We start from the raw sequence: 15,246 nt of genomic DNA on the forward strand, positions 1-15,246 counted from the left end.
GTTCGGTGCAGTTCCTGTAGGAGCAGCCTTGTGCTGCGAAGAGGCCGGTAAGGCTAAATATTATCTTCGGCTGCAATGGCCTCTTCGCAGCACAAGGCTGCTCCTACAGGGCTTGTGTTTGCCTCGAAATCAACGCAGGTCAGGTTGGAGCAACTGGCTCAACACCGCCCGCAGCTTGCCTGGCTTGACCGGTTTGTTCAGCAGCGGCGCCCCCAGTTTCTGCAAGCCTCGCCGGCATTGATCGCTGCGGTCTGCGGTAATGATCACCGCCGGTATGGCAACCGCAAAATGCTCCCGCAAATACCTCACCACCTCGCAACCCACCACGCCATGGTCCAGGTGGTAGTCGGCCAGGATCAATTCCGGGGCCCGCCCCTGCAAGGCCAGCAAGGCGCCTGCCTGGTCAGTCGCGGTGACCACTTCGCAGCCCCACTGCCCAAGCAGTGCGCCCATGCTCTCAAGGATGCTCACTTCGTTGTCCAGCACCAGCAGGCGGCGGCCCGGTAGCGGGTTGCCGACGCTTGGCAGTGTCACAGCCTGGTGAACGGCCAGTGGCACCTCTTTACCCAGCGGTACCTCGATGCTGAACACCGAGCCACGCCCCGGCCACGAACGCACCGCGATCCGGTAGCCGAGAATCTTGGCAATCCGCTCGACGATGGCCAGCCCCAGCCCCACGCCCTTGCGATCCGCTGCGCGGCCGACGTCCAGTTGGTTGAACTCAAGGAAAATCGCCTGCAACCGGTCCTCGGCAATACCCCGCCCGGTATCCCACACTTCCAGCCGCAAATGGCCACCCCGGCGCCTTGCCCCCAGCAAAATCCGGCCTTCGTCGGTGTAGCGGCAGGCGTTGCTGAGGAAGTTGCGCAGGATGCGTGTCATCAGCCGCAGGTCAGTGCTGATGGCACAGTCCGGGATGCGCGCATGCAGCTTGAGGCCTTCCGCGTCGGCTACTGAGCGGAACTCCGAGACCAGTGGCGCGAACAGCTCGTCGAGGCGGTACACGGCCACGTCCGGCTTCACCGCTGCCTGGTCGAGCCGGGAAATGTCCAGCAGGTCTGTCAGCAGGTCTTCGGCGCCCTCCAGAGCCTGGTGGGTACGCTCCACCAGCACATGCTCGGCCTCTGGCAATGGCCGCTCGCGCAAGGTGGAGATCAGCAGGCGGGCGGCGTTCAGCGGTTGCAGCAGGTCATGGCTGGCGGCAGCGAGGTATTTGTCCTTGCTGCGGTTGGCAGCTTCAGCGGCATCGCGGGCCTCCAGCAATTCATCGGTACGCGCAGCGACCCGTTGCTCCAGCTCGTCATTGAGCTGTTGCAGGCGTTGCTGGGCCAGTTTGCGTTCGGTGATGTCAGCGACGAAACCCTCCACCAGCCCTTCCTGCCCGGGCTTGAGCAGCAGGTTCATCAGCACATCGAGGTGGCTGCCATCCTTGCGCCGCAAGCGGGTTTCATAGCCGTGCAGGCTGCGCTCACGGGCGAGGATCGCGGTAATCGCCTGCAATTCCTCGACACCGCCGTCGAACAGGTTGGCGGCCAGGTCCGTCAGGGAAAACAGCACCGCTTGCGGGTCGTCGTAGCCGAGCATGCGCGCCAGCGCCGGGTTGGCGGCACGCATGCCGTCCTGCAGGCTGGCCTGGAAAATCCCGTGCACGGCATTTTCGAACAGCCACTTGTAGCGGTTGCGCTCGGCCTCCAGCTCGTCCAGGCGGGCGGAAAGCTCCGGGTAGTGGCTTTTGCGCGCCGAGTGGTCGCCCAGCCCCAACAGCCCGGCCAGCGCCCGCTGCTGCTCGTCAGAGGGCCTCGCCATAAACGACCTCGACATCACGCTGGCTCGACGCACGGGGGTTGGTGAGGATGCACGGGTCGTCCATGGCATGTTGCGACAGGAACGGAATGTCCGCGGTGCGCACCCCGTGCAGGCCCAGGGTTTCATGGAAGCCGATGGCATGCTTCAGGGCAATCAGGTGCTCCACCAGACGCCCGCAGATCTGCCGGTGGTTGAGGCCACGGCAATCAATGCCAAACACCTCGGCAATCACCTTGAAACGCTCCGGCGCCGAGCTGTAGTTGAACGCCACCACGTGCTCCACCAGCACGGCGTTGCACAAGCCATGGGGCAAGTCGAGGAAGCCGCCCAGGCTGTGGGACATGGCGTGAACCGCGCCCAGAATCGCGTTGGAGAACGCCAGCCCCGCCTGCATGCTGCCCAGCATGATCTTCTCGCGCAGGGCGATATCGGTGGGGTTGGCGATCATCGCCACCAGGTTGCCGTTGATCAGGCGCATGGCTTCCAGCGCGTGGGGGTCGGTCAGCGGGCCGTGGCCGGTGGAAACAAAGGCTTCGATGGCATGCACCAGCGCATCGATACCGGTGCAGGCCGACAGGAACGGGTCCATGCTCAGGGTGGTTTGCGGGTCGATCAGCGACACGTCCGGCACCACCGCCTTGCTGACGATGGAGAACTTCATGCGTTCCTGCTGGTTGGAGATGATCACGAACTGCGACACGTCCGCCGAGGTGCCGGCCGTGGTCGGGATCAGGATCAGCGGCGGGCTGGGCACGCGGATCATGTCCACGCCTTCGAATTCGAGGATGCTGCGCCCGTGGGCGACCACGATACCGATGGCCTTGCCGCAATCCATCGGGCTGCCGCCGCCGACGGCGACGATCACATCACAGTGGTTCTGCCGGTAGATTTCGGCGCCGAGCATCACCTCTTCGACCCGCGGGTTGGGCGACACGGCGGTATACAGGCAGTAATCGATGCCCTGGGCCTGCAAGCTGGCCTCCACGTCCGCCACCCAGCCGGCGGCGATCACGCCCGGGTCACTGACCACCAGCACCTTGCGGGCACCGAAGGTTTTCGCGTAATTGGCGACGTTATGCCGGCAGCCGGCACCAAAGATGATTTCAGGCGATACAAACTTGCGAAGCGGGCTGAAACTCTGGCTCATTGGCAAGCCTGTTCTTATTGTTCTGGAAGGTAACCGCCAGCGTAAAGCATCCCGCAGCGAAAGCAACCAGACCAATGAGTAGCACTCAGAGGAACCGGCCACCGTAACGATGGCCGGGTGGCACATCAGCGATTGGCGAAGTACATCGTCACTTCAAAGCCGATGCGCAGGTCGGTAAAGGCGGGTTTATTCCACATGGGCAGTCCTCTTCTTGTGCCGGGGGAGTCCGGTAGGTGCATTAATGCACGGGCGGCGCCGGGGCCGAATGCTACTTTGGAAGGAGCTTGCGGGGTGCGTTGGTAGGGGATTTGCCCCCCTGTGCCGGCCTCTTCGCGGGCTTGCCCGCTCCCACAGGGATTGCACAACATTCCACTCATGTGCAGAACCTGTGGGAGCGGGCGAGCCCGCGAAGGCCGCGACGCGGTTTAGAAGAAGCCCAACGGATTGATGTCGTAGCTCACCAGCAGGTTCTTGGTCTGCTGGTAATGGTCGAGCATCATCTTGTGGGTCTCACGGCCCACGCCAGACTTCTTGTAGCCGCCAAACGCCGCGTGCGCGGGGTACAGGTGGTAGCAGTTGGTCCATACGCGGCCGGCCTTGATGCCGCGGCCCATGCGGTAGGCGCGGTTGATGTCGCGGGTCCACAGGCCGGCGCCCAGGCCAAACTCGGTGTCGTTGGCAATCGCCAGCGCTTCGGCTTCGTCCTTGAAGGTGGTCACGCCCACCACCGGGCCGAAGATTTCTTCCTGGAACACACGCATCGAGTTGTTGCCTTTGAGCAGGGTCGGCTGGATGTAGTAACCGCTGCCCAGGTCGCCCTGCAGCCGCTCGGCGCCGCCGCCGGTAAGCAACTGCGCGCCCTCCTCCTTGGCAATCTGCAGATAGGACAGAATCTTGTCGAACTGCTGCTCCGAGGCCTGTGCGCCGACCATGGTCTCGGTGTCCAGCGGGTTGCCCCGCGTTATCTTGGCGATCTTCTTCATCACCTCGGCCATGAATGGCTCGTAGATCGATTCCTGGATCAATGCCCGCGAGGGGCAGGTGCACACCTCGCCCTGGTTGAAGAACGCCAGCACCAGGCCTTCGGCGGCCTTCTCGATGAACGCGGGCTCAGCCTGCATGATGTCTTCGAAGAAGATGTTCGGCGACTTGCCGCCCAGTTCGACGGTGGACGGGATGATGTTCTCAGCCGCGCACTTCATGATGTGCGAACCCACCGGGGTGGAGCCGGTGAAGGCGATCTTGGCGATGCGCTTGCTGGTGGCCAAGGCCTCGCCAGCCTCACGGCCGAAGCCCTGGACGATGTTCAGCACACCTGGCGGCAGCAGGTCGGCGACCAGCTCGGCAAAAATGGTGATCGACAGTGGCGTCTGCTCGGCTGGTTTGAGCACCACACAGTTGCCGGCGGCCAGGGCCGGGGCGAGCTTCCAGGCGGCCATCAGCAGCGGGAAGTTCCACGGGATGATCTGCCCGACCACGCCCAGCGGCTCATGGATGTGATAAGCCACGGTGCCTTCGTTGATTTCGGCCGCGCCGCCCTCCTGGGCACGGATGCAACCGGCAAAATAGCGGAAGTGGTCCGCTGCCAGCGGCACGTCGGCATTCAAGGTTTCGCGTACGGCCTTACCGTTGTCCCAGCTTTCGGTGACGGCCAGCACTTCCAGGTTCTGTTCGATGCGGTCGGCGATCTTCAGCAGCACCCGTGCGCGCTCCTGCACCGAGGTTTTGCCCCAGGCTTCGGCGGCTGCGTGCGCGGCGTCCAGGGCGCGGTCGACGTCCTGGGCAGTGGAACGCGGGAATTCGGCAATCGGCTGGCCATTGACCGGCGAGCTGTTGGTGAAGTACTGGCCAGCCAACGGTTGCACGAACTCGCCATTGATGAAGTTGCCATAACGTGGCTTGAAGGACACGACGGCGCCTGGAGTTCCGGGTTGTGCGTAGATCATGCTGAGCCTCTGCGGGTCGATGCCTGTCCAGCGACAGGCGATGGACCGATGGTAAAAAGCCCCGCCTGCCAGGCGAATGCATCGTTGGCAGCGGGGCTCTCGTCATTTGGTAGTAGGGCCGCTTGCCTCAGGCCACCGCTTACGGCTTGGCGCTTGCCGTTTGCTGCAGTTGCTTGGGCAACTTGAAGGTCCAGAGCATGCCGCCCTGGTTGAAGTCCTTGACCCGCTTGGCCACTTCGCCACCCCACAGCGGCACCGCGCCGCCCCAGCCGGAGACCACCGACACGTATTGCTCGCCGTCCATTTCCCAGGTCACGGGCGAACCGAGCACACCGGAGCCGGTCTGGAATTCCCAGACCTTGTCGCCGGTCTTGGCGTTGAAGGCCTGCAGAAAGCCTTCCGGCGTGCCGGTGAACACCAGGTTGCCCTTGGTGGTCAGCACCCCGCCCCACAGCGGCGCGTAGTTCTTGTGCCGCCACACTTCCTTGCCACTGATCGGGTCGATGGCACGCAGCACGCCGATGTAGTCTTCGTTGAGCGGCTTGATGGTGAAGCCGGCGCCGAGGAACGCCGCGCCTTTCTTGTAGGCGATGCCTTCGTTCCAGATGTCCATGCCCCACTCGTTGGACGGCACGTAGAACAGCCCGGTGTCCTTGTTGTAGGCCATCGGCATCCAGTTCTTGGCGCCGAGGAAGGCCGGGGCGACGAACACCGAACTGCCCTTGGCCTCGCTGCCGGGTGCGCCCGGGCGGCTGGCGTCGTTGTAGATCGGCCTGCCGTCCTTGTCCAGGCCGGTGGCCCAGGTGATCTTGTCGACGAAGGGGAAGCCGCGAATGAACTTGCCGTTGGTGCGGTCCAGCACGTAGAAGAAGCCATTGCGGTCGGCCGTGGCGGCGGCCTTGACCTCCTTGCCGCCGTCCTTGTAGTTGAACGAGATCAACTCGTTGACGCCGTCGAAGTCCCAGCCGTCATGCGGGGTGCTCTGGAAGTGCCACTTGATGGTGCCGTCGTCCGGGTTCAGCGCCAGGCGCGACGAGGAATACAGGTTGTCACCGGGGCGCAGGTGCGAGTTCCACGGTGCCGGGTTGCCGGTGCCGAACAGGATCAGGTTGGTTTCCGGGTCGTAGTAACCGCCCAGCCAGGGCGCAGCGCCGCCAGTCTTCCACAGGTCGCCGGGCCAGGTCTTGCCCGCCTCGCCACCGGAAATACCGTTTTCGATTGCCTTGCCGTCCTTGTACACGTAGCCCATGTGCCCCTCCACCGTGGGGCGCATCCACAGCAGCTCGCCGTTTTCCGGGTTGTAGGCCTGGATCTTGCCCACCACGCCGAACTCGCCACCGGCGACGCCGGTGATCAGCTTGCCGTTGACGATCATCGGCGCAGCACTGATGGAATAGCCTTCCTTGTGGTCGGCCACCTTCTTGCTCCAGACCACCTTGCCGGTGTCCTTGTTCAGCGCCACCAGCTTGGCGTCCAGGGTGCCGAAGAACACCAGGTCGCCGTACAGCGCCACACCGCGGTTGATCACGTCGCAGCACGGGCGGATGTCATCCGGCAGGCGTGCATCGTATTGCCACAGTTTCTTGCCGGTGCGGGCATCCACGGCGAACACCCGTGAGTAGGAGCCGGTCAGGTACATCACCCCGTCCTTGATCAGCGGCTGGGCCTGCTGGCCGCGTTGCTTCTCGCCGCCGAAAGAGAACGCCCAGACCGGCCGCAGCTCCTTGACGTTGTTGGCGTTGAGCAGGTCCAGCGGGCTGTAGCGCTGGCCTTGCACGCCCAGGCCATTGGTCACGATCTGCTGCGGGTTCTTCGGGTCCTGGAGGATTTCTTCATTGCTGACAGCGGCGTGGGCTGCGCCGGCAAGCAGCATGGCGCTGAGCACCAGGCTCACGGCGAACAAGGGGCGACGCGGGGATCGGGTCATGACGGCTACCTTTGGTTTTTTTGTTGTGCCCGGGAAAATTTCCCGGTGTGCCGGGAATTCTTGGTTGCCGCCCGTTCGCCAACAATTGCCCGCAGTGCGGAGTTTTCTAGTTCCTTGGTACAAGGCCGCTCCTACAGGGGATCGCCTCAGGGCAGCAGGTTCAGGGGTTGGCGTCGACGCGCTGGAGTTGTTGGCGTTCGTAGCGGGGGTACAGGTGGCTGACACTGCGAATCAGCTCATAACGGGTCAGGCTGATCCCGGCAAAGCGTTCGGGGATGGGGCTGCGGATCATCTCGGCCATGTCGTCGCCACGCGCCGCGCCGTCGCGCATCAGCCCGTCCAGCCAGCCCAGGTAATCACGCATCTGTGCAAACGGCCGGGCATCGCTGGCCACCGGCCCGTGCCCGGGTACAAGCTGCTTCCAGGGCAAGGCTTGCAGGGTGCCCAGGTCCTTTTGCCACACCTCCAGCCCCGGGCTGTTGGGGGTGGTCAGGGCACGCTCGTAGAACACCAGGTCGCCAGCGAACAGCACGCCGGTCTTCTCATCCAGAATCGCCAGGTCGGCGCCGGTATGCCCGCCCAGCTCCAGCAACCGCAAGCGGTGCCCACCCACCTCGTGGATACCCGGCTGCAGCACCCGGGTCGGCAGCACCACTTCGGTGCCGCGCATCCAGTCGCCGACCAGGCGATACATGTTCTCGGCCATGGCCTCGCCCTGCTGGCGCAGCAATTCGCTTGTTCCGGCCAACGCGCCGATAGGCACATCGGCAAAGGCCTGGTTGCCCAGTACATGGTCAGGGTGATGGTGGGTCAGCAGCACTTCCAGCACCGGCTTGTCGGTGGTGGCGGCAATTGCCTGGCGCAACGCTTCGCCGTAACGCTTCGACGGCCCGCTGTCGATTACCACCACGCCGCTGTCGGTGACGATGAACGCGGTATTGACGATATTGCCGCCATTGGCCTTGGCGAAGTTGTCGGTGCTGCCCTCCAGTAGCCAGGTACCCTCGGCGATCTGCCGAGGCGTGAGGCGGTATTCCAGGTCTGCCCGGGCCGGCAGCCCCAGGCACAGCAGCAACAGCAGGATCCAACGCATGAAGGGCGCCTCGGGTCAGGGGTGAAATCGGGCAATGTGCTCAGGGCACCGCCGCTTCGAACTGGTTGCCGCTGTTGTCCTGCAACAGCAGCCGGGTCGGCCCCGCGCCCTGGATATCGAAGCCCAGGTTGGGGTTTTCGCTGACCGCCGGGTACAGCTCAAGGCTGGCCAGGCGCTGGCCGTTCGCGTCTTGCAACTCGGCATGGTTGAGGAAGAACTCGGGAATACCGCTGACCAGGCCGTTGTCCATCGGGTGGGCCACCTGCAGGCGCAAGCGGCTGCTGTCGCCACGCGGGTAGCGCCCGCCCAGTACTTCACCAAGGTGTTCTTCCCAGCCGGGTTGGGTGCGCACCACGCTAGGCGCCGTACAGCCGCCGCCGGCGGCATCGATCAGGGTCGAGCCGACGTGCCACAGGCCGTCGCGTGTCAGCACGGCGGCGCGCAGCGGGGTGGCCTGTTCGATACGGATGCGGATCGACAACCAGGGCAACACGCGTTCGCCAGGCTGAAAGTCGACAATGCGTGGCAGCGGGTTGAGTTCGGCCCAGGCGATGATGCGCACCACCTCGCCAGCGAAGGCCCGGGCGTCGATCTCCAGCGGCACCTGCCGTGCGTCCTCGGCAAAAGGCGGCGCCAGCAGCTTGACCCGGTCATCGAAGACGAACGCGGCCTGGCCCAGCAACTGCTTGTGGTAGAAGTCCCACATCACCGAAGGCACCGGGTCTGTCTGGGGGGCTGGTGTGGCAGCCTGGGCTACACAAGGCATCCAGCAAGCCAGCAGGAAAGTCACTCGCCAGTTCATGGCCTGCTCCTGATTGAACAACACTTAAACCGCTGGTTTAACAAGGCACTGTGGGAGCGGGCAGGCCCGCGAACACCGGCGAAGCCGGTGCCAGACACCGCGTGGCATTCTTCGCGGGCATGCCCGCTCCCACAGGGCAGGTGTGTGATCCGCTACTGATACATCTCCGGAACCTCGTAGCGCAGACCGTAAGCTGCATACATGGCCTTGAGCCGGCCATCGCGGATCATCGCCTCAAGGGCTTCTTCCACGGCATAGGCCAGCTGACGGTTGCTTTCATGCACGGCCATGCCGATTTCCCAGGCCTGCTTGCCCAGGTTGGGGTAGGCGTTTTCCGCGAGGGCCAGTTGCGGGTCGGCAGCCTGGTGCAACTGCCAGTCGACTTCGCCACGCATCGCCATCACTGCGTCCACCTGGCCAGCCTGCATGGCGCTGAACGCCTGTTGCACGCTGGGGTAATGATGGGTTTTGGCACTGAGCATGCCGTTGAACACCGAAGTCAGGTAGAACGAAGGCACGCTGTCCACTTCGACCCCGATCGGGTGCTGCTGGAACACCGCCACACTGGCCACCGACGCCAGGCGGCGCTGGTCGTAGGCCACCTGCCAGCGCTCTTGCTGATAAGGGCCGAACATCACCACCTGGGCGTTTTCCAGCTCGCCCACTTCGTTGCGTTTTTGCGCGTAGGCGTGGTCGTAGGGCACCCGCATCATCAGGTCGGCCAGTTGCTGGTGGCGCAGCGGGCTGCTGCGCCAGATGTAATCGCGCAGGTCATCGTCGAGCTTTTCCCCGGCCGGCGCCCAGATCAGCTGCAAGCGCACCCCCAAGGCGGTGGCCAACGCCTGCGCCAACTCCACATCGACACCGCGGGGTTTGCCGTGGTCCTCGAAACTGTAGGGCGCGAAATCCTTGTACACCGCCACCTTCAGCTCGCCGGCGGCGATGATCGCGTCGTAGTTGCGCACCTGCGCCTGGGCCGTCGCGCACACCAGCAGCAGGCTACAAAACCACACGGCAAACAGACGCATGGCCGTCACTCCTCGACGTGCACGCTGTCCAGGTAGGTGCGCACTGCCCACAGGGCTTCCTGGCTGAGGTAATCGGCCATCTTCGGCATGTACACACGGCCATCGCGCACCGCGCCATGGCGTACCCGTTCGACAAACCATTCATCCCCGGCGTCACCGACATCGAGCATGCGCAGGTCCGGGGCGATACCGCCGGACTTGGCCTCCAGGCCATGGCAGGCAGCGCAGTTCTGGTTGTAAGCGGAGGCGCCGATTTCCACGGCCTTGTCGTGCTCGGGTGAGGTGCGGTAAGGGTTTACTGCCGCCCAGCCGTCGCCGTCCAGGCTTACGCCTGCATCCTTGATCGGGGTCAGGCCCTTGGTCTCCACCGCCTGGGGCACGACGTTGCCATGGGCCCAGGCCGTACCGGTCAGCACCGCCGCGGCCAGCAGCCCTGCAGCAAGCAACACATTGCGTTTTGTTGTCATTGTTATGCCCTCACCATTGCACGCAAAGCCTCAACCACAGAGGCCGTGCCGCCATCTTAGAAACAGCCTGCAGGCGGCCGAATGCTGCTTTGGTGGCCGGGCCTTACTCCCTTGGTAGTAGGGCTTGTGGCGAAGGGCCAATTGAGGTGTCGTTCGGGAACTATTCCCGGCATGGGCGGGACTTTTTCCGTATCCCGCAACAGCTCCCCCGCCCCACCCTGTGCAGGCCAAAACCTCCACTGGGAACTGCAACCATGACAATAAGATCGCTACCCGCCCTTTCCCCTCTGGCCCTGAGCGTGCGCGTCCTGCTACTGGCCGGTGGCCTGGCCCTGGGCAATGTGGCAACAGCGGCCACTGCACCTGCTGCACCTGCCGGCAAGAGCGTCACCTGGGAAGACATCGCCAACGACCACCTCACCACCAAAGACGTGCTGCAGTACGGCATGGGCACCAACGCCCAACGCTGGAGCCCGCTGGCCCAGGTCAATGACCAGAACGTGTTCAAGCTGACCCCGGCGTGGTCCTACTCCTTTGGCGACGAGAAGCAGCGCGGCCAGGAATCCCAGGCCATCGTCAGCGACGGTGTGGTCTACGTCACCGGCTCGTACTCGCGGGTATTTGCCCTGGATGCGAAGACCGGCAAGCGCCTGTGGACCTACAACCACCGCCTGCCCGACAACATTCGCCCGTGCTGTGACGTGGTCAACCGCGGGGCGGCCATCTTCGGCGACAAGATCTACTTCGGCACCCTGGACGCGAGGCTCATCGCCCTCGACAAAAACACCGGCAAGGTGGTGTGGAACAAGAAGTTCGGCGACCACAGCGCCGGCTACACCATGACCGGCGCCCCGGTGCTGATCAAAGACAAGACCAGCGGCAAGGTGCTGTTGATCCACGGTAGCTCCGGCGATGAATTCGGCGTGGTCGGCCAGCTGTACGCCCGCGACCCGGACACTGGCGAAGAGGTGTGGATGCGGCCCTTTGTCGAAGGCCACATGGGCCGCCTGAACGGCAAGGACAGCACCCCGACCGGCGACGTCAAGGCGCCGTCCTGGCCAGACGACCCGACCACCGAAACCGGCAAGGTAGAAGCCTGGAGCCACGGGGGCGGCGCCCCTTGGCAGAGCGCCAGCTTCGATGCCGAGACCAACACCATCATCGTCGGTGCTGGCAACCCCGGCCCCTGGAACACCTGGGCGCGCACCTCCAAAGATGGCAACCCCCACGACTACGACAGCCTCTACACCTCAGGCCAGGTCGGTGTCGACCCCAGCACCGGCGAGGTGAAATGGTTCTACCAGCACACGCCAAACGATGCCTGGGACTTCTCCGGCAACAACGAGCTGGTGCTGTTCGACTACAAGGACAAGGACGGCAAGGTGGTCAAGGCCACCGGGCACGCCGACCGCAACGGCTTCTTCTACGTGGTGGACCGCAACAACGGCAAGCTGCAGAACGCCTTCCCCTTCGTCGACAACATCACCTGGGCCAGCCATATCGACCTGAAGACCGGGCGCCCGGTGGAAAACCCAGGCCAACGCCCGGCCAAGCCGCTGCCGGGTGAAACCAAGGGCAAACCGGTTGAAGTCTCGCCGCCGTTTCTGGGTGGCAAGAACTGGAACCCCATGGCCTACAGCCAGGACACCGGCCTGTTCTACATCCCCGGCAACCAGTGGAAAGAGGAATACTGGACCGAGGAAGTGAACTACAAGAAGGGTTCGGCGTACCTGGGCATGGGCTTCCGTATCAAGCGCATGTACGACGACCATGTCGGCACCCTGCGCGCCATGGACCCGACCACCGGCAAGCTGGTGTGGGAGCACAAGGAGCACCTGCCGCTGTGGGCGGGCGTGCTGGCAACCAAGGGCAACCTGGTGTTCACCGGCACCGGCGATGGCTTCTTCAAGGCCTTCGACGCCAAGACGGGCAAGGAGCTGTGGAAGTTCCAGACCGGCAGCGGCATCGTCTCGCCGCCCATCACCTGGGAGCAGGACGGCGAGCAGTACATCGGCGTGACCGTGGGCTACGGCGGCGCTGTGCCGCTGTGGGGCGGGGACATGGCCGAGCTGACCAAGCCGGTGGCTCAGGGCGGCTCGTTCTGGGTGTTCAAGATCCCGAGCTGGGACACCAAGACTGCGCAGCGCTGACCGCCAGCGGGGAGCGAGCCAGCCTGCTCCCCGCTTCTGCTCACCTTCCGCCAGGAAACTTTTGCCATGAACTACCTGCCATTTGCCTTGCTGTTGGTACTGTCCCCGGCCATGGCCGTGAGTGCCGATGACGATGGCAACGATGCCCCCTTGACCATCAACGGCTGCGTCATTGCCGAAGCCAGCCAGTGCCCGGGGGCCAACCTGCGCGGCGCCAACCTGGCCAACCAGGACCTGCGCAAGATGAACCTGGCCGGCGCCGACCTGCGTGATGCCGACCTGCGCCATGCCCGGCTGGACCTGGCCAACCTGGAAAAAGCCCGTCTGCAGGGCGCCAACCTGACCCGCGCCAGCCTGCAGCAAAGCAACCTGCGTGTGGCTGACCTGAGCAACAGCAAGCTGGTGGCTATTCAGGGCTGGGGCTTGTTCGCCCAAGGTGCACAGTTTGAAAAGGCCGACCTCAGTGCCGCCTACTTGCAGTTCGCCAGGCTGTCCGGGGCGAAGCTGCAGCAGGCCAACCTGCAGGCGGCGGACCTGGAAATGGCCTGGCTGAGCAAGGCGGACCTGCAAGGGGCCAACCTGAGCGATGCCAACCTGCAGGAGGCCAAGTTTGGCCAGAGCAACCTGGCGCGCGCCGATTTGCGCGGGGCGCGGCAGCATTACGGGAATTTCCAGGAGGCCAACATGGAGGGGTGCACGGGGTGCCCTGATACCTGGGACAATTGATGGCTTGCGCGAGCCCTTGTAGGAGCGGCCTTGTGTCGCGAAAGGGCTGCGCAGCAGCCCCAGGATTTCAGCGGTGATGCAGAAAGTGCTGGGGCTGCTGCGCAGCCCTTTCGCGACACAAGGCCGCTCCTACAACGGACTGCGCAAGGTCAGGATCGGGGTACACCTCACCCCGCCACCCGCACCACCCCCAAGTCAATTCCCAAGTGCACCAGCTCGGCATGCGAACTGACCTGCAACTTGCTCTTGAGCAAGGTCAAATGATTGGACACGGTCTTGGCACTGATACACAGCTGCTCGGCAATCACTCGCGCCGGCGTGCCCTTGGCCAGCATGGTGAAAATCTCCAGTTCACGCTGGGTCATGCGCTGCAAACGCGGGTCACTGGTGCTTTGCTGTGACATGCATGCCAGCTGGGTAGCCAAGGGTTGTTCAATGTAGGCGTGTCCGGCCAACACCCGCTGCACCGCCTCGATCAACACTTCGGGCGCCGAGTTTTTGGTCAGGTAGCCCGAGGCCCCCGCCTCCAGTGCCTGGCGCACCAGCGGCAGTTCGTCGTGCATGCTGAAAAACAGCACCCGCAGCTGCGGCAGGCGCTGGCGCAATCGCCGGGTGGTTTCCAGGCCACTGATACCCGGCAGGCCAAAGTCCATGATCACCAGGTTCGGCACTTGCTCCTGCACCCGGGCCAAGGCCTCTTCACCACTGGCGGCTTCACGCACCTGCATCGTCGGCAACACCGTCCGCAGCAGGCTGGCATAGCCCTGGCGGACCACGGCATGGTCATCGACCAACACGATATTCATCACACCTCCTTGGGAATGTTAAGAGCCAGCGCCCAACCACCACCCGGGCGGCTGAGAATGCGCAGTTCGCCCCCAAGGCTACGGGCGCGCTCGGCCATCGAGTGCAGGCCTACCCCTGGGCGCTGGGGCGGGTGCGCACCGCGGCCATTGTCTCGAATGAACAGGCGCAACCCCTTGGCGCTGCGCTGCAGGCGCACCCGCACCTGGCTTGCGCCGGCATGCCGGGCGACGTTGGTCAGTGCCTCTTGCAGCAAGCGGTACAAGTGCGTTCTGCTCGCCCCGGGCAGCGCCGGCAAGTGCTCGCCAACCCGCAGCCGGCATTCGATGCCCTGGCTGGCCTGCCACTGGCTCACCAGCAGGCCGAACGCCTCGGCCAGCGGCATGTAGTGCAGCGCTACCGGATACAGGTTGTGCACCAGGGCGCGAAAACCTTGCTGCAGCCCCTCGCAATTGAGTTCGAGGTCGTGCGCCGTCTGTGTCACCACCGCAGGCTGCTCGGCCACCATACGCAACAGGCACAGCTGGGCACGGATACCTGCCAGGTATTGCCCCAGGTCGTCGTGCAGCGCCTGCGCCAGCTGGGTACGCTCTTGCTCCTGCGCCGCCAGTAGCGCCTGGGTCAGTTGTGCATTGTCGCCCCGGGCCTGCTCCAGCGTCGCGGTCATACGGTTGAAGTACGCCGCCAGCTGGCGTGCCTCCGGCAGGCCCGCCTCGCGCAAGCGCGCAGTCAGTTGCCCGCCCGAAACCTGGCGCAAGGCGCACAGCAGTTCATCCAGCAGGCCCATGGCCCGTCGCACTGCCCAGCGGATGGTCAACAAGCTCAACAGCAAGGCCAGGCCACACACCGTCAGCAATTGCTGCAGAGAGTCCCAGACTTCGTCGATCTCATCTCGCGGGTCGACAGCAATCAAGACCCGGCGCCCGTCATTCAGGTCCAGCAGCCGGCTGCTGCTGTGGCGCTCGCCAAACAGCTGGTGGCCCAACCAGGCATCCAGCCCGGTCTGCGGCGGTAGCCGCGGCGCTTCACCCGCCGTCAGCCAGTGCACCCGCACATGGCGCAGGCTCTGGGTCAGCCGGGGTTGCAGGCTTGCCGGGTCGCGTTCGGCAGTGTCGCCAAGGTACGCCACCACCGCTTCGGCAGACTGCAACTCACGCTCGACGTCAGCCACCGCCTGGTGCAACAACACCCCGGCACAGGCCAGCGTCACCAGGGCGAAACAGAACGTGACGCAAAGGTTGATCCGCCAAAGGGCCGACAGGTTGACAAGGCGCACAGGCGATTCTCCTCGGGGCGCTGTGGCCCATCGTGCACCCCATCCTAAAGCCGCAGCACCCGCGCCGAATTACT

Annotated in this window: 13 protein-coding genes; 2 read left to right on the top strand and 11 right to left on the bottom strand. The window is 64.3% G+C overall.

The window, feature by feature from the left end:
• Nucleotides 1-129 precede the first annotated feature (129 nt).
• From AK81_RS00375 to pedF, 9 genes are all read right to left on the bottom strand, one after another.
• A complete protein-coding gene (locus AK81_RS00375) occupies nucleotides 130-1,806 on the bottom strand; it encodes a PAS domain-containing hybrid sensor histidine kinase/response regulator (RefSeq protein WP_043195905.1) in 1,677 nt (558 codons plus the stop codon).
• Nucleotides 1,790-2,953, bottom strand: coding sequence for an alcohol dehydrogenase-like regulatory protein ErcA (ercA, locus tag AK81_RS00380; protein WP_043195906.1), 1,164 nt, complete (start codon nucleotides 2,951-2,953; stop codon nucleotides 1,790-1,792). The genes AK81_RS00375 and ercA overlap by 17 nt, the downstream gene beginning before the upstream one ends.
• 125 nt (nucleotides 2,954-3,078) lie before the next feature.
• On the bottom strand, nucleotides 3,079-3,150 hold the full coding sequence (pqqA, locus tag AK81_RS27710) for a pyrroloquinoline quinone precursor peptide PqqA (protein ID WP_010455123.1): 72 nt from the start codon (nucleotides 3,148-3,150) through the stop codon (nucleotides 3,079-3,081).
• A 228-nt stretch (nucleotides 3,151-3,378) separates the two neighbouring features.
• Complete coding sequence (gene exaC, locus AK81_RS00385; RefSeq protein ID WP_043195907.1) at nucleotides 3,379-4,899, bottom strand: acetaldehyde dehydrogenase ExaC; 1,521 nt, start codon at nucleotides 4,897-4,899, stop codon at nucleotides 3,379-3,381.
• 139 nt (nucleotides 4,900-5,038) lie between these two features.
• The gene (gene pedH, locus AK81_RS00390) at nucleotides 5,039-6,826 is read right to left on the bottom strand and encodes a PQQ-dependent alcohol dehydrogenase PedH (RefSeq protein ID WP_043195908.1); all 1,788 of its coding nucleotides are present in this window, start codon (nucleotides 6,824-6,826) and stop codon (nucleotides 5,039-5,041) included.
• A gap of 160 nt (nucleotides 6,827-6,986) precedes the next feature.
• A complete protein-coding gene (locus AK81_RS00395; protein ID WP_043195910.1) occupies nucleotides 6,987-7,919 on the bottom strand; it encodes a quinoprotein relay system zinc metallohydrolase 1 in 933 nt (310 codons plus the stop codon).
• Nucleotides 7,920-7,959: 40 nt separating this feature from the next.
• Nucleotides 7,960-8,721: a quinoprotein dehydrogenase-associated SoxYZ-like carrier gene (locus AK81_RS00400; protein ID WP_043195911.1), complete on the bottom strand. Its 762-nt coding sequence runs from the start codon at nucleotides 8,719-8,721 to the stop codon at nucleotides 7,960-7,962.
• 152 nt (nucleotides 8,722-8,873) lie between these two features.
• On the bottom strand, nucleotides 8,874-9,749 hold the full coding sequence (locus AK81_RS00405; protein WP_043195912.1) for a substrate-binding periplasmic protein: 876 nt from the start codon (nucleotides 9,747-9,749) through the stop codon (nucleotides 8,874-8,876).
• Nucleotides 9,750-9,754: 5 nt separating this feature from the next.
• A complete protein-coding gene (pedF, locus tag AK81_RS00410; RefSeq protein WP_043195913.1) occupies nucleotides 9,755-10,216 on the bottom strand; it encodes a cytochrome c-550 PedF in 462 nt (153 codons plus the stop codon).
• A gap of 254 nt (nucleotides 10,217-10,470) precedes the next feature.
• Between pedF and exaA the strand changes: the two genes are divergently transcribed.
• Together exaA and AK81_RS00420 are read left to right on the top strand one after the other, a co-directional pair.
• Nucleotides 10,471-12,366, top strand: coding sequence for a quinoprotein ethanol dehydrogenase (gene exaA / locus AK81_RS00415; protein WP_043195914.1), 1,896 nt, complete (start codon nucleotides 10,471-10,473; stop codon nucleotides 12,364-12,366).
• Nucleotides 12,367-12,432: 66 nt separating this feature from the next.
• Nucleotides 12,433-13,092 (top strand): pentapeptide repeat-containing protein, encoded by a 660-nt coding sequence (locus AK81_RS00420; RefSeq protein ID WP_043195915.1) that lies wholly within the window; start codon nucleotides 12,433-12,435, stop codon nucleotides 13,090-13,092.
• A gap of 167 nt (nucleotides 13,093-13,259) precedes the next feature.
• Here the strand turns inward: AK81_RS00420 and AK81_RS00425 are convergent, their stop codons facing one another.
• Nucleotides 13,260-13,898 (bottom strand): response regulator transcription factor, encoded by a 639-nt coding sequence (locus tag AK81_RS00425; protein ID WP_043195916.1) that lies wholly within the window; start codon nucleotides 13,896-13,898, stop codon nucleotides 13,260-13,262.
• Complete coding sequence (locus AK81_RS00430; protein ID WP_043195917.1) at nucleotides 13,898-15,172, bottom strand: sensor histidine kinase; 1,275 nt, start codon at nucleotides 15,170-15,172, stop codon at nucleotides 13,898-13,900. The genes AK81_RS00425 and AK81_RS00430 overlap by 1 nt, the downstream gene beginning before the upstream one ends.
• Between the last annotated feature and the right edge of the window lie 74 nt (nucleotides 15,173-15,246).

Origin of the sequence: Pseudomonas putida W15Oct28 (assembly GCF_000708715.2) — a bacterium.
GTDB classification, from domain to species: domain Bacteria; phylum Pseudomonadota; class Gammaproteobacteria; order Pseudomonadales; family Pseudomonadaceae; genus Aquipseudomonas; species Aquipseudomonas putida_R.